Source organism: Streptomyces sp. NPDC001373, assembly GCF_042895815.1.
Lineage (GTDB): Bacteria > Actinomycetota > Actinomycetes > Streptomycetales > Streptomycetaceae > Streptomyces.
This window is the reverse complement of record NZ_JBIAWQ010000008.1, coordinates 72,753-96,124: the sequence shown is the minus strand read 5'-3', so window position 1 is coordinate 96,124 and position 23,372 is coordinate 72,753. Positions and strand designations below refer to the sequence as shown.

The window sequence follows — 23,372 nt, the reverse complement described above, 5'->3', positions numbered from 1 at the left end:
TCGACGGGCGGCGTCTCTGAGACCCAGAGGCGCCGCCCGTCCTCATGTCCGGGGCGCTCTCCCCCCCGCTCGCGGGGGGTCCGCAGGGGCTCCAGCACCCCCGTGCCGGGCCGTACGGGGGTGCTGGAGCCCCTGCGGACCCCCCGCCCGACGCCTCAGACCCCGCCGCGCCGCCGGTCGCCCTGGGGGCCGCTCACGAAGTCGATCAACGGGGCGATCCGGGTGTACACCCCGGGGCTGTCGGCCCGCCCGCAGCCGCGCCCCCAGGACACCAGACCGATCAGTCGGCCCCCGGCCACCAGCGGGCCGCCGCTGTCCCCCTGGCAGGCGTCCTTCCCGCCCGACCGGTCGCCCGCGCACACCATGGAGTCGGCCCGGTACTGACCATCGGAGCCGCCCGGGTAAGCCCGCCGGCAGACGTCGTCGTCCAGCACGGTGACCTGTGCCGCTCGCAGCCCGTACGCGTAGTCCCCGAACCCGCTCGTGTCGCCCCAGCCGTACACCGCCGCCCCGGTGCCCGCCTCGTAGCCGGGGTGGCCCTCGGCTGCCATGGGGAGCACGTTCTCCGCCGGCACCGCCTCGGCCAGTTCCAGCACGGCGAGGTCGCCGACGTTGGTCCCGGGGTCGTACGCCGGGTTGACCCGGGCCGCGCGGACCGCGATCTCCCGCCCCTCGGAGGCCCGCAGCTCCGTCCGGCCCGTGATCACACGGAAGTCGGCGACGGAGTCGACCGGCCCGCCCAGTACCTGGGGGCCCAGGCAGTGGGCCGCCGTCACCACCGTGGTCGGGGCCACGAGGACACCACCGCAGAACTGTCCGTCACGGATACCCCCGAACCGGTCACGGCTGGCGAGGGCCACGACCCACGGGCTGTCGGCCACCTTCACCGGCTTCCCGCCTATGACGACGCTGTCCGCCGCCACCGTGGGCGCCTGGGCCAGCGGCACCACGGCCGCTCCCGCCACCAGGGTCAATGCGCCCGCCAGGGCACGGGCGAAGGGACGACGCATGGGGCCTCCTGACTCCGGGTGTGCATCACTCCACCCAGAGTGGGATGCCCGGTGGCCGCGCGCACCCGCGCGGCCACCGTCGTGCGCCCCTGCCGGTCCGGTCAGTCCAGGTAGTCGCGCAGCACCTGGGAGCGCGAGGGGTGGCGCAGCTTCGACATGGTCTTGGACTCGATCTGGCGGATGCGCTCACGGGTGACCCCGTAGACCTTGCCGATCTCGTCGAGGGTCTTGGGCTGGCCGTCGGTCAGTCCGAAGCGCATCGAGACCACGCCGGCCTCGCGCTCGCTCAGCGTGTCGAGCACCGAGTGCAACTGCTCCTGCAGGAGCGTGAAGCTCACCGCGTCGGCCGGGACGACCGCCTCGGAGTCCTCGATCAGGTCGCCGAACTCGCTGTCGCCGTCCTCGCCGAGCGGTGTGTGCAGGGAGATCGGCTCGCGGCCGTATTTCTGGACCTCGATGACCTTCTCCGGGGTCATGTCCAGTTCCTTGGCCAGCTCCTCCGGGGTGGGCTCGCGGCCCAGGTCCTGGAGCATCTGGCGCTGTACGCGGGCGAGCTTGTTGATCACTTCGACCATGTGCACCGGGATGCGGATGGTGCGGGCCTGGTCCGCCATCGCGCGGGTGATCGCCTGCCGGATCCACCAGGTCGCGTACGTGGAGAACTTGTAGCCCTTGGTGTAGTCGAACTTCTCGACCGCGCGGATCAGACCGAGGTTCCCCTCCTGGATCAGGTCCAGGAAGAGCATGCCGCGGCCCGTGTAGCGCTTGGCCAGGGAGACCACGAGGCGGAGGTTGGCCTCCAGCAGGTGGTTCTTGGCGCGGCGGCCGTCCTCGGCGATGATCTCCAGTTCGCGCTTGAGCTTGGGCGCCAGCTTGTCGGAGTTGGCCAGCTTGTCCTCGGCGAACAGACCCGCCTCGATGCGCTTGGCGAGCTCGACCTCCTGCTCGGCGTTGAGGAGGGGGACCTTGCCGATCTGCTTGAGGTAGTCCTTGACGGGGTCGGCGGTGGCACCCGCCACGACGACCTGCTGGGCGGGGGCGTCGTCCTCGTCGTCGGAGATGACGAAGCCCTTGTTCTCCCCGCCCTCCTCCTCTTCCTCGGCCTCGGCCTTCACCGCGTCGGGACCCTCGTCGACGGTCTCCTCGTCGCCCTCGTCCAGGTCCTTCTTGGCGGCGGTCTTCTTGGCGGCGGTCTTCTTCGCGGCGGCCTTCTTGGCGGGCGCGGTCTTCTTGGCCGCCGTCTTGCGGGCCGCCGTCTTCTTCGCGGCGGGCTCGGCCGCCGGCTCCCCGGCGAGGACGTCGGTGGTATCGGGTTCCGTCGGACCGGCTTCCGCCGCCGGGGCGGCCGCGGCCGGGGCGGCGGCGGCCGGGGCGGCCGCCGATTTGGCCGCGACCGGCCTGGTCGTCGTACGCTTGGCGGGGGTCTTCGCTGCGACGCTCTTGCGTGGGGTGCGCTTGGGCGACTCTGCGGCACTGACCATCAGCGTCACACCCTCTTCCTCGAGGATCTGGTTGAGGCTGCGCAGGACATTCTTCCACTGGGTCGCAGGAATCTGGTCAGCCTCGAAGGCCCGACGCACGTCATCGCCGGCGATCTGCCCCTCGGCCTTGCCCCGCTCGATGAGCGCCATCACGGACTCGGATTCGGCGATCTCCGGCGGGAGCGTACGGGATGTGCTGGCCGACACGAACAACCTCTCGGAACGATGGGAACGGGTTCCGACCCCGGCCTGGTGCTGGACCGGAGCCGACGACCACCGACTGGGGATGGGCCGGGGGCGCGGGCAGGGACCGGGGAGCTGCACAGCACCCCAAGGGCTGCTGTCTTCCCTCCGTCGGCCATCACCGCTTAGGTCATCGCGTGACGTCGCAGAGCGTTACGCCCAATCTTCGTGGCCCAAGTCACACCGACGTCTCGGCACCCCCCGTACACCGGTGTCGCCGGGCCCGAAAACAGGCCCGGCGACCGGTGCGGAACCCCCACGCCCCCGTGCGCCGGGGGGTCAGTGCTCGCGCGGGGCGGGCACCACGCGCTCGACCTCCGGATGCACCGTCAGGAGCTGGCGCATGGCGCTCTCGGCACCCGCGCCGTCACCGGCGGCGAGGGCCTCGACCATCCGCGCGTGGTGCGCCACGCAGGTCTCGCTCGGGCGGTCGCAGGAGGTGACGGGACTGCCGGAGACCTGGAGGGCGGCGGAGACGATGCCCGACAGGTGCTCCAGCATGCGGTTGCCGGCGACCTGGATCAGCAGCCCGTGGAACTCGTTGTCGGCGCGGGCGAAGGTGATCGCGTCGCCCTGCCCGAGGGCGTGGCCCATGATCTCGACCATGTCGGAGAGGCGCTGCTGGACGTCCGGGCGGCCGTGGCCGGCGGCGAGGCGGGCGGCCAGGGGCTCGATGGTCCAGCGGAGCTCGTTGAGCTCGCGGCGCTGGTCGTCGCGCTGGGGGCCGAAGGCGCGCCACTCGATGATGTCGGGGTCGAGGAGGTTCCAGTCGGCGACCGGCCGGACCCGGGTGCCCACGTTGGGGCGGGCGCTGACGAGGCCCTTGGCCTCCAGGACGCGCAGCGATTCGCGGACGACGGTGCGGGAGACCTCGAAGCGCTGGCCGATCTCCTCGGGGACCAGCGGCCGGTCCGCGCCGAGATCGCCGGAGACGATCATCTGGCCGAGCTGCTGGACGAGTTGACCGTGCAGCCCGCGGCCGCGGCTGCCGGCCGCCCGACGGCCCACACGGCTCAACTCGACGTCGGCGCCGTCCCAGTGGGGCGGTCCCACCCGGTCCGATCCGGGGGCCTCCGCATAGGGGTAGCGGTCGAGTTCGCCCGGGCCGGCGAGGCCGGAGTCGGCATGGCGGGCGGCGGTCATCATGGTGTGCGCAAGGGTACTCACGAATCCTTTGTCGGCCGCGCCTCCACCGCCCTTGAGGTCTTTGGTGAAAAGCACACGAAAGGGTGATCGGTGCCACCTACGCAATTGACGACTTATCGTAAAGAACCGGGCCTTTTGCGGGGAGTTGTGGTCCGCTTCGTGTGATCCGACGCGAAGCGGACTTGTCCGGTCCTCAGGGAGTCGGCCGACGCACCGGAACGATCACCAACGGACCCGACCGCGCAGTCCTGTGAACCCATAGGCGCACAACAGGACCGTCAGCGACAACACCAGTGCGGCACCGACGGGTTGGGCCATCACCCGGAAGGCCCCCAGCACCCAGCGGTCCGCCTCCGGGGGCCACGGCGCCGAGGCCAGGCCGCGCAGCCGGGAAGCGAACCCGGTCGCGGGGTACGCGGAGGGCCCCTCCAGCACTTTGCGCACCAGCGGTACGACCATCACCGGCACGGCGAGCACCGCGGCCAGGCCGGCCGAGGCGGAGCGGAACACCGCGGAGCCGAGCACCCCGGCCCAGGCGCAGCCGACCAGCAGCCCCGCCCAACTCGCGCCGGGCGCGACCCACTCCGCCCAGGTGCCCAGCGGACCGCGGCCGAAGACTAGCCGGAGGGCGGCGGCGTCGGCAGTGACGGCGAGGGCGCCGAGGAGAAGGGCGAGGACGGCGCAGACGCCGAGCTTGGCGGTGAGCAGCCCGAGGCGGCGCGGGACGGTGCCACGGTCGGCGGCGAGAGCGGGGTAGCGGTACTCCTCGCCGAAGGACAGGGCGCCGAGCAGCCCCGCCCCGAGCGCGGCGGGGGGCAGCGGGACCAGATCCGGCCAGGCCGCGAGCACCCGGTCGCGGGGGGCGTGCCCGGCCCGGGCCAGCACCAGGGCGGTCAGTGCGGAGACGGCGACGACGAGGGCGGCGGTGAGGAAGGGCGTGACGGTGCCGAAGACGCGGCGCAGTTCGTAGCGCAGCGGGCGCAGCGGCCCGCCCACACGGCGCACCGTGGAGACGGGGGGCGTGGAGCGGGTGGCCGGGGGGCGCGCGCCGGCTGCGGGGCGTTCCCCGGCCTCCGGACCGGGGGCGGGCCAGGACGTGGTCGCGGGGCCTGCCTCCCCGCGGAACCCGGCACCGCGGGCCGGGCGCGGGTCCGTGCGGGAGTCGTGGGGGACGGCGGTGTCGGGGCCCGCGGCGGCGCCCGCCCCGGCTCGGACCGGGGCCCCGGCCTCGATCCGCGCCTCCGTCTTGGCCGGTCCGCCGGCGCGGGCCTGCGGCACGGGCGGGACCGGGGCTCCGGCGTCACCGGTCTCGTCGGCGAGCTGGTGGACGAGGACGCCGTTGCGGAAAGCCGCTTCGCCGACCTCGGCGCAGTCGCTGCCGTACACCGAGAGCCGGCTGCCGCTCTCCGCGACGATCTCCACGGCACGGTGCGCGGCACGGGCCTCGCGGCCCAGGACGTCGGCCAGCCGGGCGGCGTGCGGGGTGCGCACGGCGACCCGCGGGCGCAGCCGGGTGCGGGCGAAGTCCGCGGCCTCCTGGTCGGCGACGAGTCGGCCCGAGGCGATGGAGACGACCCGGTCGGCGCTGCGGGCCGCTTCCTTCGCGTCGGCGGTGGTGAACAGCACGGCCCCGCCGAGGGAGGCGTGGCCGCGCAGCAGTCCGTGCAGCCAGGCGCGTTCCCGGGGCTGGAGGCCGGCGGACGGCTCGTCGAGGAGCAGGGTGCAGGGGTCGGCGAGGAGGGCCGCGGCCAGCCCGAGGCGGCGGTCCATGCCGACCGAGAGCGTCCCGATCCGCTGGTCGCGCAGGCCCGCGATGCCGACGACCTCCATCATGGTGTCCGCCCGGGAGGCCGGTACGCCGACGGCGGCGCAGAGCATGCGCAGCTGGCCGCGGACCGTCCTCGAAGGATGTCCGGGGACGTCACCGAGGAGCACGCCGACCTCACGGCCGGGATGCGGGATCCGGTGCAGCGGGCGGCCGCGGAAGTAGGTGATGCCGCGGCCCGGTTCGAGTTCGAGCATGAGCCGCAGGGCGGTGGTCTTGCCCGAACCCGGCTCTCCGAGCAGGGCGGTCACGCACCCCGGGCGGGCCTCGAAGGTGAGGTCGTCCACGAGGGGCGGCAGATCTCGGCGGGGTGCACTGGTGAGTCCGATGGCCTGGAGCATCGCTTCTCTCGCGGGGTGTGAGACCGCTCTGCGGCAGGGTGAGTACCCCATGCAAGATAACGCGATATGTCCGATTTTCTACGCAACCGCTCCGAGTCGCGGCCGGCATTGCGGCCGTCCGGGGCGGTGCGGGCCCGGAAGGCCCGGTCCGGTTACGGACCGAAGACGGCGGGTCAGACCTCCGGCCGCAGCATCGGCGGGTTGAGCAGGGTCGCCCCGCCGGCCCTGAACAACTGTGCGGGCCGACCGCCCTGACGGGTCGTCGTCCCCCCGGCGGGCACCAGGAACCCGGGGGTCCCGGTGACCTTGCGGTGGAAGTTGCGCGGGTCGAGCGCCACGCCCCACACGGCCTCATACACCCGGCGGAGCTCGCCCACGGTGAACTCGGGCGGGCAGAAGGCGGTGGCCAGCGAGGAGTACTCGATCTTCGAGCGGGCACGCTCCACACCGTCGGCGAGGATCCGTGCGTGGTCGAAGGCGAGGCCCGTGACGGTCTGGTCGGGGCCCTCCAGGAGCTCGTCGACGGGAGCCCAGCGGGCGCTGTTCGCGTCGCCGCCCGCCCGGGGCGCGGGGAGGTCGGGAGCGAGCACCAGGTGCGCCACGCTGACCACCCGCATCCGCGGGTCTCGCTGCGGGTCCCCGTAGGTGGCGAGCTGTTCGAGGTGCGCCCCGTTGTCCACGCCGGGAGCGGCCGGGTCGTGCGCGCACAGCCCGGTCTCCTCGGCGAGCTCCCGCGCCGCGGCGGCCGCGAGGTCCTCGTCCCCGCGCACAAAGCCGCCGGGCAGGGCCCAGCGGCCCTGGAACGGCTGCTCTCCCCGACGTACGACCAGCGCGCAGAGCGCGTGGCGCCGCACGGTGAGCACGACCAGGTCGACGGTGACGGCGAAGGGCGGGAAGGCCGACGGGTCGTAGGGCGACATGCCGCGATCATAGTCGTCTGCCTGACGATAAACAGCGCTTTCGTGATCCCGAGGACGGTGATCTCGAACCCAGTCCGCACCGTCGCGCCCAGGCGGGCCGACCACCCGTGAGGCGCCTCACCCTCCCAGTTGGAGCCCATCGGCGGCCTCCTCCACCATGCCGACGCCGAGGCGGCTGATCCGGACCGTGAACGGCGCCCCCGCCACCCGTAGTCCGGCCAGGCGCAGGGCGCCGAGGGGGGCGCCCGCCCGCGGGGTCACGGCGACCGTCCCCGCCGGGGCGTCCGGGCGGATGCCCGCGAGCGCGGTGAGGGCGTGGATCCCGGCGGCGGCGGCCACCGCCGCCGGTCGGCAGGCCGCAGGGTGCGGGAGCGGGGCGCTGCCGGCGGTGCGCTGCTCGGCGGCGTACATCTCCGGCAGCCGGTACCCGAACACCTCCGCCGCGTCGAGCAGGCCCCGCAGCAGGCCTGCGGCTTCCTTCTCGTGTCCGGCCTGAGCCAGCCCGGACACCGCGACGGCGGTCTCGTGGGGCCGGACCGCGCCGGAGCGGTGGCCGAAGGGGTTGTGTCCCGGCTCCCGGACCGCCATGCTCCGCAGCCCCCATCCGGAATCCATCGCCGGGGCGCCGAGGAGGCGGGCGAGCTGTTCGGAGCGGATCCGGTCCAGCAGCCCGGGTGCGAGGCTGCCGCCGCCCAGCAGGCCGGTGTCCAGTAGGTGCACCGTGGCCGCGGTCAGCCGGGCCAGCGGCCGGCCGTCGGGATGCAGGGCGGCGGCGGGGCGGCCGCCGTCCGGGCCGTCGATCCAGAACCGGCCCAGGAATCTCTCCCGCAGGGCGGCCGCCCACTCCCGCCACTCCTCGGCTCCGGCCCGCCCGCACGCGTCGAGCAGATCGGCGCCGAGCACGGCGGCCCGGTGGGCGTGGGCCTGGGTCTCACAGCGCCGCGGCCCCGGGTCGGGGTCGGCCAGGAAGCCGTCCTCCCCGAGCGCGCCGCGCAGCCAGTCCAGGCAGCGCTCGGCGGCCGGCAGGAGGCGGGCCACCTCCTCCTCGGGCAACCCCCACCTGCGGGCCTCGGCGAGCACCGCCGGGAAGCCGAGGGTTGCCTCGGTGCCGGTGCAGCCCGGCGGCAGCTGCGGTCCGGCGGCGCGCAGCGGCCCGGGGATCCGGCCCGCCCCGGGGCCCCGCCCCGTGGCCTGGCTGCGGGCCAGGGTCCGCAGCGTGGCGGCGGCGAGCCCGGTGCCGAGGGGCAGCGCCATCCGGGCGGCCCACAGCGACTCCGCCGGGGCCAGTCCGAGCCGCCAGGGCACCCCCGCCGCGACGTAGGCGTCGCCGGGGTCCGCGGCGTCCCGCAGGAGCAGGGCCCGCAGGTCGTCGACGCTGGTCCTCAGCCATGCCTCCGCCCTCGGGTCGTCCCCCTCGGCGCGGGCTCCGGCCAGCGGGTTCGCGACCTGTCCGGCGGGGGCCCGCGCGGTGCGGTCGCGGGTGGTCCGCAGCTCGATGGTGCGGGACTCCCCCGGGCCCAGTTCGAGCTGCCAGCGCAGCAGACCGGCGTTGGCGAGGGCATCGTCCGGGGCGGGCTCGGCGGTGGTGACGGCCAGGGCCTCCTCCGTGCTCCAGCGCAACCCCGCCGCGTGCACCCCGGCGGCGAGCTCGGGCCCTGAGCGACCGGCCGCCACCGCGGCCAGTTCGGCCAGGTCCGTGCCGAGCGAGACCTCCACGGGCAGCCGCAGGGGTCGGGCCGCGAAGCTGCGGACGGTGATGCGCTCGGTGCCGTCCGCATGCCGGACGCGCTCGATGCCGATGTCGGGGTCGGGTCCGGGTTCGACGCCCGTCCGGACGGTGGCCGCGAAGACGGCCCGGTCGGGCCCGAGGCTGCGCCCCTGCACGGCGACCGGGTCCCGCCCGGCGACGCGCAGCACGCAGCGCGACAGCAGCCGGCGTCCGGACCGGTAGACGCCTTCGATGCCCTGCCCGGTCAGCTGGCCGTGCTCGGGCGAGACGACCAGGCAGGGGGCGGCGACGCAGATGACGGCACCGTGGACCGGCGGCAGTTCGGCCCGCCGAACGCCGCCGGACCCGGGCGGTGGTCCCGGCGGCCGGACACCGGGAGCGGACCCGCCCTCGGGCAGGGCCGCCGGCGCCGGAACGTCGGGCGCGGGCGCAGTGCCGCAGGGCGCCCCCGGCGGGCGGGATCCCGAAGCCGGGGCGGTCCCGGGCGGGAGCCCCGGCGGAAGGGGGGCGGGCGCCGTCCCGGAGGGGAGCCCCGGTGGGCGGGAAGCGGAGGTGGTTCCGGGCGGGCCGGATTCGGATGCGGGGGGAGCCATGTGTCGCCTTGTCTGCGCTCCGGCCGGTTCGGCTGGGCGGCGACGCGGCCGGACCCCCACCGCCCACCGGCTGAACGCCCCTACCCCCGCCCGGGTCACGGGACCCGGTGGCGGCGGCCCGCAGCGGGTGGCGTGCGGGCGGCGTTCGGCCCCGCCCGCCGCGTCCCACAGCCGTCGCAGGGGGCGGCCCGGCGCCGGGGCCTGCCGGGCGCTCACCGCCCGCTCCCCTCGGGGCGGCGGGAGGGGCGGCGGCGCTGCCCCTCCCGCCGGCCGGGCGGACGCGTGGGGGCGGCGGTCCGCTTGCGGCGTGGTTCGCGGCGCCTGCGCTCCTCGCGCAGGCACTCCCGCAGCCCCTCGGGGTCGAGGCCCTCGTTGCAGGCGTGGTGGAGCAGCTGGGCGAACCGGTACTCGGCGTCCGCCTGGAGGGCCAGTCCGAGGGCGATCCGGGCGGTCGGCTCGTCCCCGCTGGACCAGGAGACCCAGCCGGCCAGGGTGAGCGGGGCCGCCGCGTGCTCACCGTAGGCGCCGACGCAGCGCCGGGCCAGGGCCCGCCACAGCCGCAGGGCCGGGGCCGCCTCGTCGCCCTCCATCCATTCGGCTGCGATGTCGCGGACCTCCCGGTCCTGGAGGCCGAGGATCACGGCGGCGGCCTCGTCGTTGCCGAGCAGCGCGTCGTCCCAGTCGTCCGCGCGGGGCCCGCTCTCGGCGGGCGGGGCGAGGGTCAGCCGCCTCAGGAGGGTGCGGGCCAGGCTGAGTGTCTGCGCGCCGACCTCCTCACGGGTCTGCCCGTCGAGGATTTTCGGCACGAGGGAGACCGCGGCCCGCTCCAGGGCCTCCTCCTGATCGGCGGCCCAGGGTCCGCCGAGCGGCGCCATCCGCTGCTCGATCTCCCTGAGGGAGCCTCGGACCTGGAGCCCGGCGAAGGTGGCCGCGGCGGCCATCACCGAGGTGCCAGGCGGGGCCAGCGGGGTCCCCTCGGCGGGACAGGGGTCGGCCTCGGTGCAGACATACGACCAGTAGCGGCCGCCTGAGAGGCACAGGGCCTCCAGGACCGGTACGTCCAGCGCGCCGCAGGCCGTCCGGAGCCGCTGGGCGAGCGGCCGCAGCCGGGTCATGACCCGCTGCCCACTCTCCCCGGCGGCCGGGTCCTGGCACAGGAAGACCACGATGCCGTCGGGCTTGGCGCCGCGCCGTTCGCTGCCCTTGATCAGGCACTCGGCGACCTGGCGGGCGGTGTCCTCCCATTCGGTGGTGGCGGCGGGGATCCCGACGCGGAGCCGGCCGCCGAAGCGGCCCGACGCGCCGTGCACGGCGACCATGACGAGGGAGTCGGTGGGATGGAAGCCGAGCATGTAGGGCAGCGCGTCGGCCAGTTCGGCCGGGCTGCGCAGGGTGATCTGAGGTGCGTCGGGGGCTCCGCCGGGACTGATAGAGGGCCTGCCGGACGGGCTGCGCGATTCGTTGTTCGTCGTCATGCCTCGAAGGTCCCGTGCGTGATCCGATCCGGAAACCCCTGTGGATAACTCGTCCAATGTTCAACATCCACAGACCGGAGTCCGCATTGGCGCGATGTCAGAGGGATCAGGTTGCATGGGGGCATGAACGCAGACCTGAGGTCCTCCGCCGATTCCGTACTCGCCCGCCTCGTCGGCGACCCCGCGGGCACCGCCAGGCTGCGCGAGGACCAGTGGCGGGCGATCGAGGCCCTCGTCGCGCACAAGCGGCGGGCCCTGGTCGTCCAGCGCACGGGCTGGGGCAAGTCCGCGGTCTACTTCGTCGCCACCTCCCTGCTGCGGGCGAACGGTGCCGGGCCGACCGTGATCGTCTCCCCGCTGCTCGCGCTGATGCGCAATCAGGTCGAGGCCGCCGCCCGCGCCGGCATCCACGCCCGCACCATCAACTCCGCCAACCCCGAGGAGTGGGAGGGCATCCAGGCCGAGGTGGCGGCGGGCGAGGTCGACGTCCTGCTCGTCAGCCCGGAGCGCCTCAACAACCCCGAGTTCCGCGACCAGGTCCTGCCCAAGCTGTCGGCCGCCACCGGCCTGCTCGTGGTCGACGAGGCCCATTGCATCTCCGACTGGGGACACGACTTCCGCCCCGACTACCGCCGGCTGCGCACGATGCTGGCCGACCTCCCCCCGGGCGTGCCGGTCCTGGCGACCACGGCCACCGCCAACGCCCGCGTGACGGCCGACGTCGCAGAACAGCTCGGCACCGGGACGGGCTCGGACGCCCTGGTCCTGCGCGGGCCCCTGGACCGCGAGAGCCTCAGCCTGGCCGTACTGACCCTGCCCGACGCGGCGCACCGCCTGGCCTGGCTCGCCGACCACCTCGGCGAGCTGCCCGGCTCCGGGATCGTCTACACCCTGACGGTGGCCGCCGCCGAGGAGGTCACCGCCTACCTGCGCCACCGCGGGCACACGGTCTCCTCGTACACCGGCAAGACCGAGAACGCCGACCGCGAGCAGGCGGAGAACGACCTCCAGGCGAACCGCGTGAAGGCCCTCGTGGCCACTTCCGCCCTCGGGATGGGCTTCGACAAGCCCGACCTGGGCTTCGTGGTGCACCTGGGCTCGCCCTCCTCTCCGATCGCCTACTACCAGCAGGTGGGCCGCGCCGGGCGTGGCGTCGAACACGCCGAGGTGCTGCTGCTCCCCGGCCGGGAGGACGAGGCGATCTGGCAGTACTTCGCCTCGGTGGCCTTCCCCCCGGAGGAGCAGGTGCGCCGCACCCTGGACGCCCTGGCACAGGCCGGCCGCCCCCTGTCGCTGCCCGCCCTGGAGCCGCTGGTCGACCTTCGGCGCACCCGGTTGGAGGCGATGCTCAAGGTGCTCGACGTGGACGGCGCGGTGCACCGGGTCAAGGGCGGCTGGACCGCCACCGGCGAACCCTGGGTGTACGACACCGAGCGGTACGCGTGGGTGGCCCGGCAGCGGGCCGCCGAGCAGCAGGCGATGCGCGACTACGCGGCGACCACCGGGTGCCGGATGGAGTTCCTGCGCCGCCAGCTCGACGACGAGGAGGCCGCACCGTGCGGCCGCTGCGACAACTGCGCGGGCGCGCGCTTCACGGCGGCGGTATCCTCCGCCTCCCTCGACACCGCCCGGGGGGAACTGGGGCGCCCGGGGGTCGAACTGGAACCGCGCAGGATGTGGCCGACCGGACTCGCGGCGGTGGGCGTCGACCTCAAGGGCCGGATCCCGGCCGGCGAACAGGCTGCGCCCGGCAGGGCCCTCGGCCGGCTCTCCGACATCGGCTGGGGAAACCGGCTGCGCCCCATGCTCGCCCCCCAGGCACCCGACCAGCCGGTTCCGGACGATGTGGCACAGGCCGTGGTGGCGGTACTGGCCGACTGGGCCCGGGGGCCGGGCGGCTGGGCATCGGGCGCCGACGACGCCCCGGCACGCCCCGTGGGAGTGGTCGCGCTGCCCTCGCGCAGCCGCCCGCAGCTGGTCGGCTCGCTGGCCGCGCGGATCGCGGAGGTCGGACGGATTCCGCTGCTCGGAGCTCTGGAGTACACCGACCAGGCGCCGGAGTTCGGGCTTCCGTCTTCGAACAGCGCCCAGCGGGTCCGGGGGCTCCACCAGGCCTTGACCGTGCCGCCAGCCCTGGCGGCGAGCCTGACCGAGGTCGCCGGTCCGGTGTTACTCGTCGACGACCGCGCCGAGAGCGGCTGGACCCTCGCAGTGGCCGCCCGGCTGCTTCGACGAGCGGGAGCGAGAGGGGTGTTTCCGCTGGTGCTCGCCCTTCAGCCGTAGCGGAACGAGTCGTCACCGGCGTGGCGGGGCAAGGATATGAACGGCATACCGGCGAATTCCGGTCCGCGTGCTCAAATGCTCATTGCCCCACCGTCGCGGGCCACGCGAGAATCGGAGTGCTCCCGCTCGGCTCGTCGGCACGCTCCTGGGCCTCGCTGCGGCGCGCCCACACCTCAGCCGTGCCCGTTCGCGGGCGTGTACCCGAAGGGAGGACCGTGACCTTCGGTTTCGCCCCGCCCGCGACCGCGTCCTTGACCACGGCCACCGGTGGCGCCAGTCGGCACGGCCGACTGCTCGAACCCTCCGAGTGGACCGCCGCGGGAGTTCCCCTGCTGCGCAACCCGCGGGAGGTGGTCAGCGGCCTGCACTCCCGGCACAGCCCGGTACCGTCCACCGCCGTCATAGCCGTGCTCGGTCCCGAGGAACAACTCGTCGCCAGCGCCTCGTTCGTGCAGCGCTCGGCCTCGGCGGACGGCTGGGAGTACCGCAACGCCCTGCTGTCCCGGCTGCGCCGGGTCATCCCGCACGACCTGCGGCGGCGGACCCCGGTCCGGACGGCGGTGCTGATGTACTGCCGTGAGGGCGACGAGCGATGGACCGAGGAGGACGGGGCCTGGATGTGGGGGCTGCGGGACGCCTGCACCCTGCACGGGCTGCGCTGCGGCGCCTACATCACCCTGACCCGCGGGGGTTGGCAGGTGCTCGGCGAAGGCCGGGGCGGAAGGCACCCCAGTTCGGAGTCCCTGCCGGAGCGGCTCGGCTCCATCACCGAGGTCGCATCCCTGCCCCTGGGCACGGCCAGCGGCATGGTCGAGCCGCTGCGCCGGGCTGCCGCCCGCTAGACCGTCTCCGGCCCATGGCCGTACCCGGTCCTGGGGACACGGCCCAGGCCCGCACGGCCACCCTCCCGCGAAAAGGAGGTGCGGCGGGTCGGGCCTCGGACCTCAGCGGGGCCGGCCTGCGGCCCGCCCCGCCCCCCTCACCCGTACGGGGCACGAGGCGTCAGACGCCCGCGCCCAGCACGGAGTTGATGTGCTTCGCGTCACCGCAGACGACGAGCAGCGCACCTGCCCGCGCGAGCGCGACCGGCAGGGCGGCCGCGGTCGCCCCGGCCGGTCCGCCGTTGGCCGCAAAGACCACGACGGGACGTCCGGCGGCGCGCTGCACCTGCGCTGCGTCCGCGTAGAAGACGTCGTCCTTGGCGTCATGCTGGGCCCAGTAGGAGGCCTCGCCGAAGGACAGCTCGTGTGCGGCCCACGGGTGCGGGTCGCCGGTGGTGAGCACCAGGATGTCGCCGGGCGCGCGCCCGGTGTCGAGCAGCAGGTCCACGGCCTCCTCGGCCGCGTCCAGCGCACCCTCGGCGGAGGCCGGGATCAGCTGGACCTGCGGCACCGCGGCCGAGACGGACGGCGCGGCGGAAGCTGCGGGAACGGGCCCGGGGGCGGCCTGCGCCGCGCGCTGCGCGGGCGGGGCGGGGCGGGCGGGACCGGGGCGTCCGGGCCGGGGTACTGCGGCGGGACGCGGACCAGGTACAGGGCGGGGGGTCTGCGCGGTGCGGCTCGCGGCCGGCGTGACGCGGGGACCCTGGGCACTCTCGTGAATCTGAGGCTCCTCGATGGCGGGGGTGAGAGGCATGAGTTGATGTCTATCAAACACCGGTACGAAACGTACCGGTGGGTGGCACGTGGGTGCGATCAGAAATCGAAGCCGAGTTGGCCTCCGTTTTCCAGCTCCATCGACTCCTCGCTGCGGCGCACCTTCTTCAAGTGCCGCCACTGGGGCAGCGCGTCGAGGTACGACCACGAGAGCCGGTGGTACACGGTGGGGCCGCGCTCCTCCAGCGCGGCACGGTGCACGGGCGAGGGGTAGCCGGCGTTGGCGGCGAAGGCGAAGACCTCCGTCCCGTCGCCCGGTTCGCCCAGTGCGGCCATCATCCGGTCGCGCTGGACCTTGGCGATCACCGAGGCCGCGGCGACGGCGACGCAGGACTGGTCGCCCTTGATCACCGTACGGACCTGCCAGGGCGCGCCGAGGTAGTCGTGCTTGCCGTCGAGGATCACCGCGTCGGGCCGCATCGGCAGGCCCTCCAGGGCGCGTACCGCCGCGATCCGCAGCGCGGCCGTCATCCCCAGCTCGTCGATCTCCTCCGGTGAGGCGTGTCCGAGGGCGTGTGCGGTGACCCAGGTCTGCAGGACGTCGAACAGTTCGTCGCGCCGCCTGGGGGTGAGCAGTTTCGAGTCGGTGAGCCCCTCGGGGGGCCGGCGCAGGCCGGTGATCGCCGCACACACGGTGACGGGACCAGCCCATGCCCCTCGTCCGACCTCGTCGACCCCGGCGATGACCTTGGCGCCGGTGGTTGCACGGAGGGAGCGTTCGACGGTGTGGGTGGGTGCTTCGTACGGCATGGCGCCAGCAAGGTTACGCCGCCCCGGGCCGCCTGCACACCCCGGCCCGCGGCAAGCGCGCGCACGGGGTACCGGCCGACCCGCGCGGGCACCCTCCCGAACCTGCGCCGAGACGTCCGCGGCCCGCCCGAAGGGCGCCCGGGAGCGGGGCACCGGCACCATCGGCCCTTCCGTCGTCTCAGCGATCTCCCGGTCCGGCCATTCGCTTCCGCATACCCTGGCCGGGTACGCCGGCACCGCCGGGATCACGTCGGCGACCAGCGGAATTACGGCATCCGATCGGGCGCCCACCCGCTCGATTCCGCACGGAATCAGCTCCCCGATCACCTCGCAGGCGCCTCGCGCGGCCCCTCCGGGATCACCTCACGCGAGGGATCGCCCGCCCGGGATCGCAATCGTGAAGCACGACCCTCGGCTCCTTCTCCGCCGCCGCCCCGCTCCGTCCCGTGGTGCCGGTCGGGTCCCGGGCCGCCGAACCCGTGGTCCCTCTGCGGATGTTCGCCCGCCGCAGCCGCCCGGGCACCTGCCCGTGCGCACGGCCGTACGACGGGACCCGGGGCGGGACCTTCCCCCCAGCACCCGGGTCCGCAGCGGAAAGGGGCGGCCTCTAGGCAGGGGCCGTCGGAAGCCAGGCCGGGAGCGCCTCGGTCCGGGCCAGCCAGGCCTGGGGCAGTGCGGCTTCCCCACGTGCGCCCAGGATCCCGCCGACAATCGCGCAGGTGGTGTCCACGTCACCGCCGACCTGGGCGGTGGTCCAGAAGGCCCGCTCGAACGCGTCCAGCGCCCGCGCCGCCGACCACAGTGCGAACGGCACCGTGTCGTGGGCGCTCGTCCGCCGACCGCAGCCCAGTACGGCCGCGACGGTGTTCGCGTCCCCGTAGTCCAGCATGTCCCGCGCCCGGCGCACGCCTGCGCCCACGGCGCTGCGCGGCACCAGCGCGATCACCCCGTCCAGCAGTTCCTCGGCGGTCGGCGGGCCGTCCGGGGTCGCCGCCAGCGCGGCTGCGGCGGCGACGGCCATCGCCCCGCACACCGCCTCGCGGTGCTGGTGGGTGGTGTAGGCGGAGATCTCGGCCTGGTGGGTGGCCTGCTCGGGGTCCTCCGCGTACCAGGCGCCCAGCGGAGCGATCCGCATGGCCGCGCCGTTTCCCCAGGAGCCCTGTCCGTTGAAAAGCTCGGCGGCCAGGGTGCGCCAGTCCTCGCCCTCGCGGACCAGGCGCAGCATCCGGTTGACGGCGGGGCCGTAGCCGCGGTCGAAGTCGTGGTGCTCGGCGAACGAGGCCGCCAGCGCGTCCTGGTCGATGCGCCCGTACGCGGCGAGCACGGCCACCACCGAGCAGGCCATCTCGGTGTCGTCGGTCCACTGCCACGGCTCGCTGCCGGCCGGCAGCTCGCGCCGCTTGAGCAGCGGGTAGTTCACGGGGACGAAGTACTGGGAGCCCAGGGCGTCCCCCAGGGCCAGCCCGCGGAGGCTGGACAGGGCGCGTGCGTAGCGCCGTTCGGAAGCGGAATCAGCGGTCATCGCGCGCCACTTTAGCCGTCCAGATCATAAGGCTCGGGTGTGGTCCACCGCTCAAACGGGCGGTCCATCCGGTACCGGCCGTCGGGACCGAGCTTCAGAACACGGAATTCGCCGTTCCCGGGGTTGGAGAGGGCCTCGAACTCGGCCACCGACCAGTGGAACCAGCGCATGCAGAACAGCCGCATCGTCAGACCGTGCGTCACCAGCAGGACGTTCTCGGGGTGGTCGGGTGCCTCGAAGCTGCGGTAGAGGCTCTCCAGGAAGGAACCGACGCGGTCGTAGACGTCGGCGCCCGACTCGCCCTGGGCGAAGCGGTAGAAGAAGTGCCCGTAGGCATCGCGGTAGGCCTTCTGGAGCTTCACGTCGTCGCGGTCCTGCCAGTTGCCCCAGTCCTGCTCGCGCAACCGGGGCTCCTCGCGCATCCGCACCCGCGCGGGGTCCAGGCGCAGCTCGCGGAAGGTCTGGAGGGTCCGGCGGTACGGGGAGACGTAGGCGCTGATGTGCTCGTCGCCGAAGAGCTCGCGCAGCCGGACCCCGGCCTCGGCTGCCTGTTCGCGGCCGGCGGGGGTCAGGCGCAGGGCGTGGTCGGGCTCGCGCTCGTACACCGTGTCATCGATGTTTCCCTCCGATTCCCCGTGCCGGACGAGGACGATGCGCCGTGGTCGAACCATGCCCCGACCCTATGCCGCCCGGGGGCGCGCACGCCCCGGGCACGCCGGTCGCCGGAGCGGTTCGTCGTACGGTCATACCGTCCAGCCGGGTTCGAGGTCCACGACGTCCCCGGTGAGCGCCTCGACGTCCGCCTCGGTCTGGGCGCGCAGCGAGAGCCGCTCCACCCGCTCCTGCCGGTACTTGCCGTGTTCAGCAGCCGCTCGCCACATGGACAGCACCAGGAACTCCCGTCCCGGAGCCTCGCCGAAGAGTCCCCGGATCATCCCGGGCGAACCGGCCATGGCGGGGTTCCAGACCTTCTCCTGCATCAGCGCGAAGTGCTCCAGGCGGCCTTCCCGGACCCGGGTGTGCGCGACCCGGACCACGTCGGCGTCGGTGAAGCGCGGCTCGAAGCCGGTCTTCACGTCGAAGCGGTAGTCGAAGAGCGTGACCCGGGCGTCGGTGTAGGTGCCGGCCTGCGCGGCCGCCAGTCTGTCGTGGGAGCGAGCCATGAAGGAGTCGTAGAAGGAACGGCTCTCCCAGAACGCGAAGACGTGCGCGACCCCCTGCCGGCCTCTGCTCCAGCCGCCGCCCTGCCCCCGGAATCCGGGTTCGCCGGGCAGCCCCGCCCACTTGCGCTGCCCGCGCTCGAACCCGCGTCGGTCCGTCACCGTGCAGCGAATCCACTTGACCAGCACCGCGCCATCGTACGGGCCTGGGACCGGCCCCGGTCAGTCCCAGGAGCGGTGGATCCGTACCAGTTCGGCCGCATCCCGCTCAGGCAGCCGAAGACCGAACTCCCGCTCGAGCTGACCGAGGAGTCCGTCCGGGGTGACGGTCTCCCGCTCGGTCCGCCCGTCGGGGTGGAGGCGCGTGAGTTCCCGTCCCACGAGGGTCGTGCGCACCGTGTCGCCCGGGAGCTGTACGAGGGTTCGCCCGATGAAGGAGGAGCGGGGGTGGGTGGAGCTGTAGTGGTTCAGCACGACGTAGTCGACGGGGTGGTAGCGCTGCGGGGAGAAGGCGTACAGGTCCCGCCAGGAGGCCCCGCGGCGGATGCGGAGCGCCAGGACGCCGTCCTCCTCCTCGTGGACGGCGAAGGTCCACGGGCCCTGGCGCACCTGGGTCCCGGGCCGCCCGAGCGGTACGGGGTCGCGCGGGCCCTGGTAGCCGAACCCCGCGTCGCAGAGCCACGGTTCGCCGTCGACCGTGACGACGAGGGTCGCGTGCGTCACCGCGAGCAGCGTGTCGCCCCGGGTGCGGTTGCGGGCGCCGCGCCCGGAGACCTCGAAGCCGATCCGCTCCAGGGCGGCCGCCAGCAGCGAGTTCTGCTCGTAGCAGTAGCCGCCGCGGCGGCCGTGCACGAGCTTCTCCTCGAGGGCCTCGACCTCCAGCGCGACGGGGCGGCCGAACAGGACGTCCAGGCTTTCGAAGGGGATGGCGGCGGTGTGGGCCCGGTGCACCGCGTACAACGTCCCGAGGTCAGGCCGGAGTTCCCTGCCGTCCCCGCCCAGCCCGATCCGCGCCAGGTATGCGGCCAGATCCAGATCGTCACCGTTCCACATGCCCATCCGCTCCCCCGTCGTGGTGTTCCCCGGCCCACACGTGCCCATGGGCCCCTCCCCATGATCACCGCGCCGGCTCCGCGCACCAACCGTATCCACCCGCTCCCGCACCGAAAACGCCGAAGAGGGTGCCGACCCGCGGGTCGGCACCCTCTTACGTGGCGCTAGGCGTCAGCCGTCAGCTGCAGCCGCTGGTGGAGCCGCAGCCCTCGCAGATGTAGCAGGAGCCGGCGCGCTGCATCTTCGTACCGCAGGAGAAGCAGAGCGGAGCGTCGGCGGAGACGCCCATCTGCATCTCGACCAGCTCGGCGTTGCTGTGCGCCGTCTTCGGGGCCGGCACCGGGACGACCGCCACCGGCTTGGCCACGGCGGCGACGGGCGCCGACTGGGCCAGGGACTCGGTGTCGAGCTCCTCCTCGAGCGGCTCGTACGAGCCGGTGTCGAGGTGGCGCTGGCGCTCCTCGGCGGAGTGGATGCCGAGGGCCGAGCGGGTCTCGAAGGGCAGGAAGTCGAGCGCCACGCGGCGGAAGATGTAGTCGACGATCGACTGCGCCATCCGCACATCCGGGTCGTCCGTCATACCGGCCGGCTCGAAGCGCATGTTGGTGAACTTCGCGACGTACGTCTCCAGCGGGACGCCGTACTGCAGACCGACCGAGACGGCGATCGAGAAGGCGTCCATCATGCCCGCGAGGGTCGAGCCCTGCTTGGACATCTTCAGGAAGACCTCGCCCAGGCCGTCGTCCGGGTAGGAGTTGGCCGTCATGTAACCCTCGGCGCCACCGACCGTGAAGGAGGTGGTGATCCCCGGGCGGCCCTTGGGGAGGCGCTTGCGGACCGGACGGTACTCGATGACCTTCTCGACCGCCGTGCGGATGGTCTCCTCGGCCTTCTCGGTGATCTCGGCCTTCTCCTCCTCCTTCTTCTTGGCGGAGAGGGGCTGGCCGACCTTGCAGTTGTCGCGGTAGATCGCGAGCGCCTTGACGCCCAGCTTCCACGCCTCGAAGTAGATCTCCTCGATCTCCTCGACGGTCGCCGTCTCCGGCATGTTGACCGTCTTCGAGATCGCGCCGGAGATCCAGGGCTGGATCGCGGCCATCATGCGGACGTGGCCCATCGGGGAGATGGAGCGCTCGCCCATCGCGCAGTCGAAGACCTCGTAGTGCTCGGTCTTCAGACCGGGGGCGTCGACGACGTTGCCGTGCTCGGCGATGTGGGAGACGATCGCCTCGATCTGCTCCTCCTGGTAGCCCAGGCGGCGCAGGGCCTGCGGGACGGTGCCGTTGACGATCTGCATCGAGCCGCCGCCGACGAGCTTCTTGAACTTGACCAGGGCCAGGTCCGGCTCGACACCGGTGGTGTCGCAGGACATCGCGAGACCGATGGTGCCGGTCGGCGCGAGGACGGAGGCCTGGGAGTTGCGGAAGCCGTTCTTCTCGCCGAGGCGCAGGACGTCCTGCCAGGCCTCGGTGGCGGCGGCCCAGATCGCGTTGTCCAGGTCCTCGGTGCGCGGCGCGACGGCGTTGGCGTCGGCGTGCTGCTTCATGACGCGCTTGTGCGAGTCGGCGTTGCGGGCGTAGCCGTCGTACGGGCCGACGATGGCGGCCAGCTCGGCGGAGCGCTTGTAGGCGGTGCCGGTCATCAGCGAGGTGATCGAGGCGGCGAGGGTGCGGCCGCCGTCCGAGTCGTACGCGTGGCCGGTCGCCATCAGGAGGGCGCCGAGGTTGGCGTAGCCGATGCCCAGCTGGCGGAAGGCGCGGGTGTTCTCGCCGATCTTCTGCGTCGGGAAGTCCGCGAAGCAGATGGAGATGTCCATGGCGGTGATGACGAGCTCGACGACCTTGGCGAAGCGCTCGGCGTCGAAGGACTGGTTGCCCTTGCCGTCGTCGTTCAGGAACTTCATCAGGTTCAGCGAGGCGAGGTTGCAGGACGTGTTGTCCAGGTGCATGTACTCGCTGCAGGGGTTGGACGCGGTGATGCGGCCCGACTCGGGGCAGGTGTGCCAGTTGTTGATCACACCGTCGTACTGGATGCCCGGGTCGGCGCAGGCCCACGCGGCCTCGGCGAGCTTGCGGAAGAGCGCCTTGGCGTCGACCTTCTCGATGACCTCGCCGGTCATGCGGGCGCGCAGGCCGAACTCGGTGCCCTTCTCGACGGCCGTCATGAACTCGTCGTTCACGCGGACGGAGTTGTTGGCGTTCTGGTACTGGACGGACGTGATGTCGTCGCCGCCCAGGTCCATGTCGAAGCCCGCATCGCGCAGGGCGCGGATCTTCTCCTCCTCCTTCACCTTGGTGGCGATGAAGTCCTCGATGTCCGGGTGGTCCACGTCGAGGACGACCATCTTGGCCGCGCGGCGGGTGGCGCCGCCCGACTTGATCGTTCCGGCGGACGCATCGGCGCCGCGCATGAAGGAGACCGGGCCGGAGGCGTTGCCGCCGGAGGAGAGGAGCTCCTTGGAGGAGCGGATGCGGGAGAGGTTCAGGCCGGCGCCGGAGCCGCCCTTGAAAATCATGCCCTCTTCCTTGTACCAGTCGAGGATCGACTCCATGGAGTCGTCGACGGACAGGATGAAGCAGGCGGAGACCTGCTGCGGCTGGGGCGTGCCGACGTTGAACCACACCGGGGAGTTGAAGCTGAAGATCTGGTGCAGGAGGGCGTAGGTCAGCTCGTGCTCGAAGATCTCCGCGTCGGCGGGGGACGCGAAGTAGTCGTAGTCCTCGCCGGCCTTCGTGTACGTCTTCACGATGCGGTCGATGAGCTGCTTCAGACCGGTTTCGCGCTGCGGGGTGCCGACGGCGCCGCGGAAGTACTTGCTGGTGACGATGTTGACCGCGTTCACCGACCAGAAGTCGGGGAACTCGACGCCGCGCTGCTCGAAGTTGACCGAGCCGTCGCGCCAGTTCGTCATGACGACGTCACGGAGCTCCCAGTTCACCTCGTCGTACGGGTGCACGCCGGGGGTGGTGTGGATGCGCTCGATCCGCAGGCCGCCCTTGGCGGCCTTGGTCCCCTTGGCGCGGGAACCACGTGCCGAGCTGCTCGCCGTCTCTGTCATGCCGCCTGCCTCCCATATGCGGGCGAAAACGCCCTAAAGTGCCAGCGATATTCCGCGGCACAATGCTGTGTCCTGGATCTACGAATCTCGCCCTGCCGACCGGCGGGGCCACGCTGCGCTGCGGCCCTGTCCGGTCAGTCGGCGGCGGAGGCGGGCACGGGGACGACCGGGGGGGTCCCTCCGGGCTCGCACTCATGGGGATGAGGCCGCGGCTCGCGAAGCTCCGCGATGGCGGTCTCGAAGTCTTCAAGGGTGTCGAAAGCTTTGTAAACGGACGCGAACCGCAGGTACGCGACCAGGTCGAGCTCCTGCAACGGGCCGAGTATGGCCAGACCCACGTCGTGGGTGGTCAGCTCGGCGCTCCCGGTGGCGCGCACCGCCTCCTCGACCCGCTGGCCGAGCTTGGCGAGGGCGTCCTCGGTGACCGGCCGCCCCTGGCACGCCTTGCGGACGCCAGAGATGACCTTGGTGCGGCTGAAGGGTTCCGTGACCCCGCTTCGCTTGATCACCATCAGCGAGGCCGTCTCCACCGTCGTAAAGCGACGGGAGCAGTCGGGGCACTGACGGCGCCGGCGGATCGACGTTCCGTCGTCGGTGGTACGGCTGTCGACGACGCGGCTGTCGGGGTGCCTACAGAAGGGGCAGTGCATGGTTCCCTCACCCTCCTCTTGGCACGGCTGAATCACCCCACGGAGCCCCTCAGCAACAGAGAGCGAGTCCCTGCCGGGGGCTCGTGAAGCAGCCACAAGCATATGCGATCCCGGAGGTCCGAGCAGACCCCGACCACAACTTGTGGGCTGTGACGCTCATCCAACCACTAGATCTTGCGTTGGGCATGATTTGCACCCCTACGCGTGTCGCGGGGCTCGATGGCCGGATTCCGGCAGTCGCGGTGCCACACTGGGCACGACTCCGGGCGGCGGCGATCCAACCGGGAAGGGTACCGTAAGCACCGGGCGCGGTTCCGAATCCACGTTCGGACGACGGGCCGGCCACACACGTCCGGGCCCCCGTTCGGGCCGGCCACCCACACCGGCCGTCCATACACCCACCGCTCTAACCCAGGTGGGGGATCCGCGATTTTTCACTCGAACGTGTGTTTGGCGCAACCTTTCGAAAGCTACTACC

General features: G+C 73.1%; 17 protein-coding genes. 2 read left to right on the top strand and 15 right to left on the bottom strand.

The window, feature by feature from the left end; genetic code table 11:
• Nucleotides 1–155: 155 nt before the first annotated feature.
• From ACFY15_RS19750 to ACFY15_RS19720, 7 genes are all read right to left on the bottom strand, one after another.
• Nucleotides 156–1,010: a S1 family peptidase gene (locus ACFY15_RS19750; RefSeq protein ID WP_390825832.1), complete on the bottom strand. Its 855-nt coding sequence runs from the start codon at nt 1,008–1,010 to the stop codon at nt 156–158.
• 101 nt (nt 1,011–1,111) lie between these two features.
• Nucleotides 1,112–2,698 carry an RNA polymerase sigma factor gene (locus ACFY15_RS19745; protein WP_390825831.1) on the bottom strand — a complete coding sequence of 529 codons (1,587 nt, stop codon included), beginning with the start codon at nt 2,696–2,698 and terminating at the stop codon, nt 1,112–1,114.
• Nucleotides 2,699–3,013: 315 nt separating this feature from the next.
• Nucleotides 3,014–3,901: a FadR/GntR family transcriptional regulator gene (locus tag ACFY15_RS19740; protein WP_390690190.1), complete on the bottom strand. Its 888-nt coding sequence runs from the start codon at nt 3,899–3,901 to the stop codon at nt 3,014–3,016.
• Nucleotides 3,902–4,102: 201 nt separating this feature from the next.
• On the bottom strand, nt 4,103–6,046 hold the full coding sequence (locus ACFY15_RS19735) for an ATP-binding cassette domain-containing protein (RefSeq protein ID WP_390690189.1): 1,944 nt from the start codon (nt 6,044–6,046) through the stop codon (nt 4,103–4,105).
• A 173-nt stretch (nt 6,047–6,219) separates the two neighbouring features.
• Complete coding sequence (locus ACFY15_RS19730; protein ID WP_366451068.1) at nt 6,220–6,966, bottom strand: NUDIX domain-containing protein; 747 nt, start codon at nt 6,964–6,966, stop codon at nt 6,220–6,222.
• A 117-nt stretch (nt 6,967–7,083) separates the two neighbouring features.
• Nucleotides 7,084–9,288, bottom strand: coding sequence for a glycogen debranching N-terminal domain-containing protein (locus ACFY15_RS19725; RefSeq protein WP_390690188.1), 2,205 nt, complete (start codon nt 9,286–9,288; stop codon nt 7,084–7,086).
• A gap of 212 nt (nt 9,289–9,500) precedes the next feature.
• Entirely contained in the window at nt 9,501–10,763 is a 1,263-nt protein-coding gene (locus ACFY15_RS19720) for a DUF4192 domain-containing protein (protein ID WP_390690187.1), read from the bottom strand.
• A gap of 123 nt (nt 10,764–10,886) precedes the next feature.
• On the opposite strand from ACFY15_RS19720, the gene ACFY15_RS19715 reads away from it, so the two are divergent.
• Together ACFY15_RS19715 and ACFY15_RS19710 are read left to right on the top strand one after the other, a co-directional pair.
• Complete coding sequence (locus tag ACFY15_RS19715; protein WP_390690186.1) at nt 10,887–13,046, top strand: RecQ family ATP-dependent DNA helicase; 2,160 nt, start codon at nt 10,887–10,889, stop codon at nt 13,044–13,046.
• 215 nt (nt 13,047–13,261) lie between these two features.
• Nucleotides 13,262–13,888: a hypothetical protein gene (locus ACFY15_RS19710; protein WP_390690185.1), complete on the top strand. Its 627-nt coding sequence runs from the start codon at nt 13,262–13,264 to the stop codon at nt 13,886–13,888.
• Nucleotides 13,889–14,048: 160 nt separating this feature from the next.
• Here the strand turns inward: ACFY15_RS19710 and ACFY15_RS19705 are convergent, their stop codons facing one another.
• From ACFY15_RS19705 to nrdR, 8 genes are all read right to left on the bottom strand, one after another.
• Entirely contained in the window at nt 14,049–14,681 is a 633-nt protein-coding gene (locus ACFY15_RS19705) for a hypothetical protein (RefSeq protein ID WP_390690184.1), read from the bottom strand.
• A gap of 59 nt (nt 14,682–14,740) precedes the next feature.
• Nucleotides 14,741–15,451, bottom strand: a complete 711-nt coding sequence (locus ACFY15_RS19700) for a ribonuclease HII (RefSeq protein ID WP_390690183.1) — start codon at nt 15,449–15,451, stop codon at nt 14,741–14,743.
• Nucleotides 15,452–16,058: 607 nt separating this feature from the next.
• The gene (locus tag ACFY15_RS19695) at nt 16,059–16,973 is read right to left on the bottom strand and encodes an ADP-ribosylglycohydrolase family protein (RefSeq protein ID WP_390690182.1); all 915 of its coding nucleotides are present in this window, start codon (nt 16,971–16,973) and stop codon (nt 16,059–16,061) included.
• A gap of 11 nt (nt 16,974–16,984) precedes the next feature.
• A complete protein-coding gene (locus ACFY15_RS19690; RefSeq protein ID WP_390690181.1) occupies nt 16,985–17,644 on the bottom strand; it encodes a histidine phosphatase family protein in 660 nt (219 codons plus the stop codon).
• 72 nt (nt 17,645–17,716) lie between these two features.
• Nucleotides 17,717–18,322, bottom strand: a complete 606-nt coding sequence (locus ACFY15_RS19685) for a YdbC family protein (RefSeq protein WP_390690180.1) — start codon at nt 18,320–18,322, stop codon at nt 17,717–17,719.
• 33 nt (nt 18,323–18,355) lie between these two features.
• Nucleotides 18,356–19,234: an arylamine N-acetyltransferase gene (locus ACFY15_RS19680; protein ID WP_390690179.1), complete on the bottom strand. Its 879-nt coding sequence runs from the start codon at nt 19,232–19,234 to the stop codon at nt 18,356–18,358.
• A gap of 130 nt (nt 19,235–19,364) precedes the next feature.
• The gene (locus ACFY15_RS19675; protein WP_390825830.1) at nt 19,365–22,244 is read right to left on the bottom strand and encodes a vitamin B12-dependent ribonucleotide reductase; all 2,880 of its coding nucleotides are present in this window, start codon (nt 22,242–22,244) and stop codon (nt 19,365–19,367) included.
• A gap of 134 nt (nt 22,245–22,378) precedes the next feature.
• Entirely contained in the window at nt 22,379–22,894 is a 516-nt protein-coding gene (nrdR, locus tag ACFY15_RS19670) for a transcriptional regulator NrdR (RefSeq protein WP_079431988.1), read from the bottom strand.
• Nucleotides 22,895–23,372 lie beyond the last annotated feature (478 nt).

What these genes read in the sequence shown, in the direction of transcription:
- ACFY15_RS19720 (WP_390690187.1), bottom strand. Translation starts at nt 10,763, where the DNA reads ATGACGACGAACAACGAATCGCGCAGCCCGTCCGGCAGGCCCTCTATC.
- ACFY15_RS19680 (WP_390690179.1), bottom strand. Translation starts at nt 19,234, where the DNA reads ATGGGCACGTGTGGGCCGGGGAACACCACGACGGGGGAGCGGATGGGC.
- ACFY15_RS19725 (WP_390690188.1), bottom strand. Translation starts at nt 9,288, where the DNA reads ATGGCTCCCCCCGCATCCGAATCCGGCCCGCCCGGAACCACCTCCGCT.
- nrdR (WP_079431988.1), bottom strand. Translation starts at nt 22,894, where the DNA reads ATGCACTGCCCCTTCTGTAGGCACCCCGACAGCCGCGTCGTCGACAGC.
- ACFY15_RS19705 (WP_390690184.1), bottom strand. Translation starts at nt 14,681, where the DNA reads ATGCCTCTCACCCCCGCCATCGAGGAGCCTCAGATTCACGAGAGTGCC.
- ACFY15_RS19675 (WP_390825830.1), bottom strand. Translation starts at nt 22,244, where the DNA reads ATGACAGAGACGGCGAGCAGCTCGGCACGTGGTTCCCGCGCCAAGGGG.
- ACFY15_RS19735 (WP_390690189.1), bottom strand. Translation starts at nt 6,046, where the DNA reads ATGCTCCAGGCCATCGGACTCACCAGTGCACCCCGCCGAGATCTGCCG.
- ACFY15_RS19750 (WP_390825832.1), bottom strand. Translation starts at nt 1,010, where the DNA reads ATGCGTCGTCCCTTCGCCCGTGCCCTGGCGGGCGCATTGACCCTGGTG.
- ACFY15_RS19690 (WP_390690181.1), bottom strand. Translation starts at nt 17,644, where the DNA reads ATGGTTCGACCACGGCGCATCGTCCTCGTCCGGCACGGGGAATCGGAG.
- ACFY15_RS19730 (WP_366451068.1), bottom strand. Translation starts at nt 6,966, where the DNA reads ATGTCGCCCTACGACCCGTCGGCCTTCCCGCCCTTCGCCGTCACCGTC.
- ACFY15_RS19700 (WP_390690183.1), bottom strand. Translation starts at nt 15,451, where the DNA reads ATGCCGTACGAAGCACCCACCCACACCGTCGAACGCTCCCTCCGTGCA.
- ACFY15_RS19715 (WP_390690186.1), top strand. Translation starts at nt 10,887, where the DNA reads ATGAACGCAGACCTGAGGTCCTCCGCCGATTCCGTACTCGCCCGCCTC.
- ACFY15_RS19695 (WP_390690182.1), bottom strand. Translation starts at nt 16,973, where the DNA reads ATGACCGCTGATTCCGCTTCCGAACGGCGCTACGCACGCGCCCTGTCC.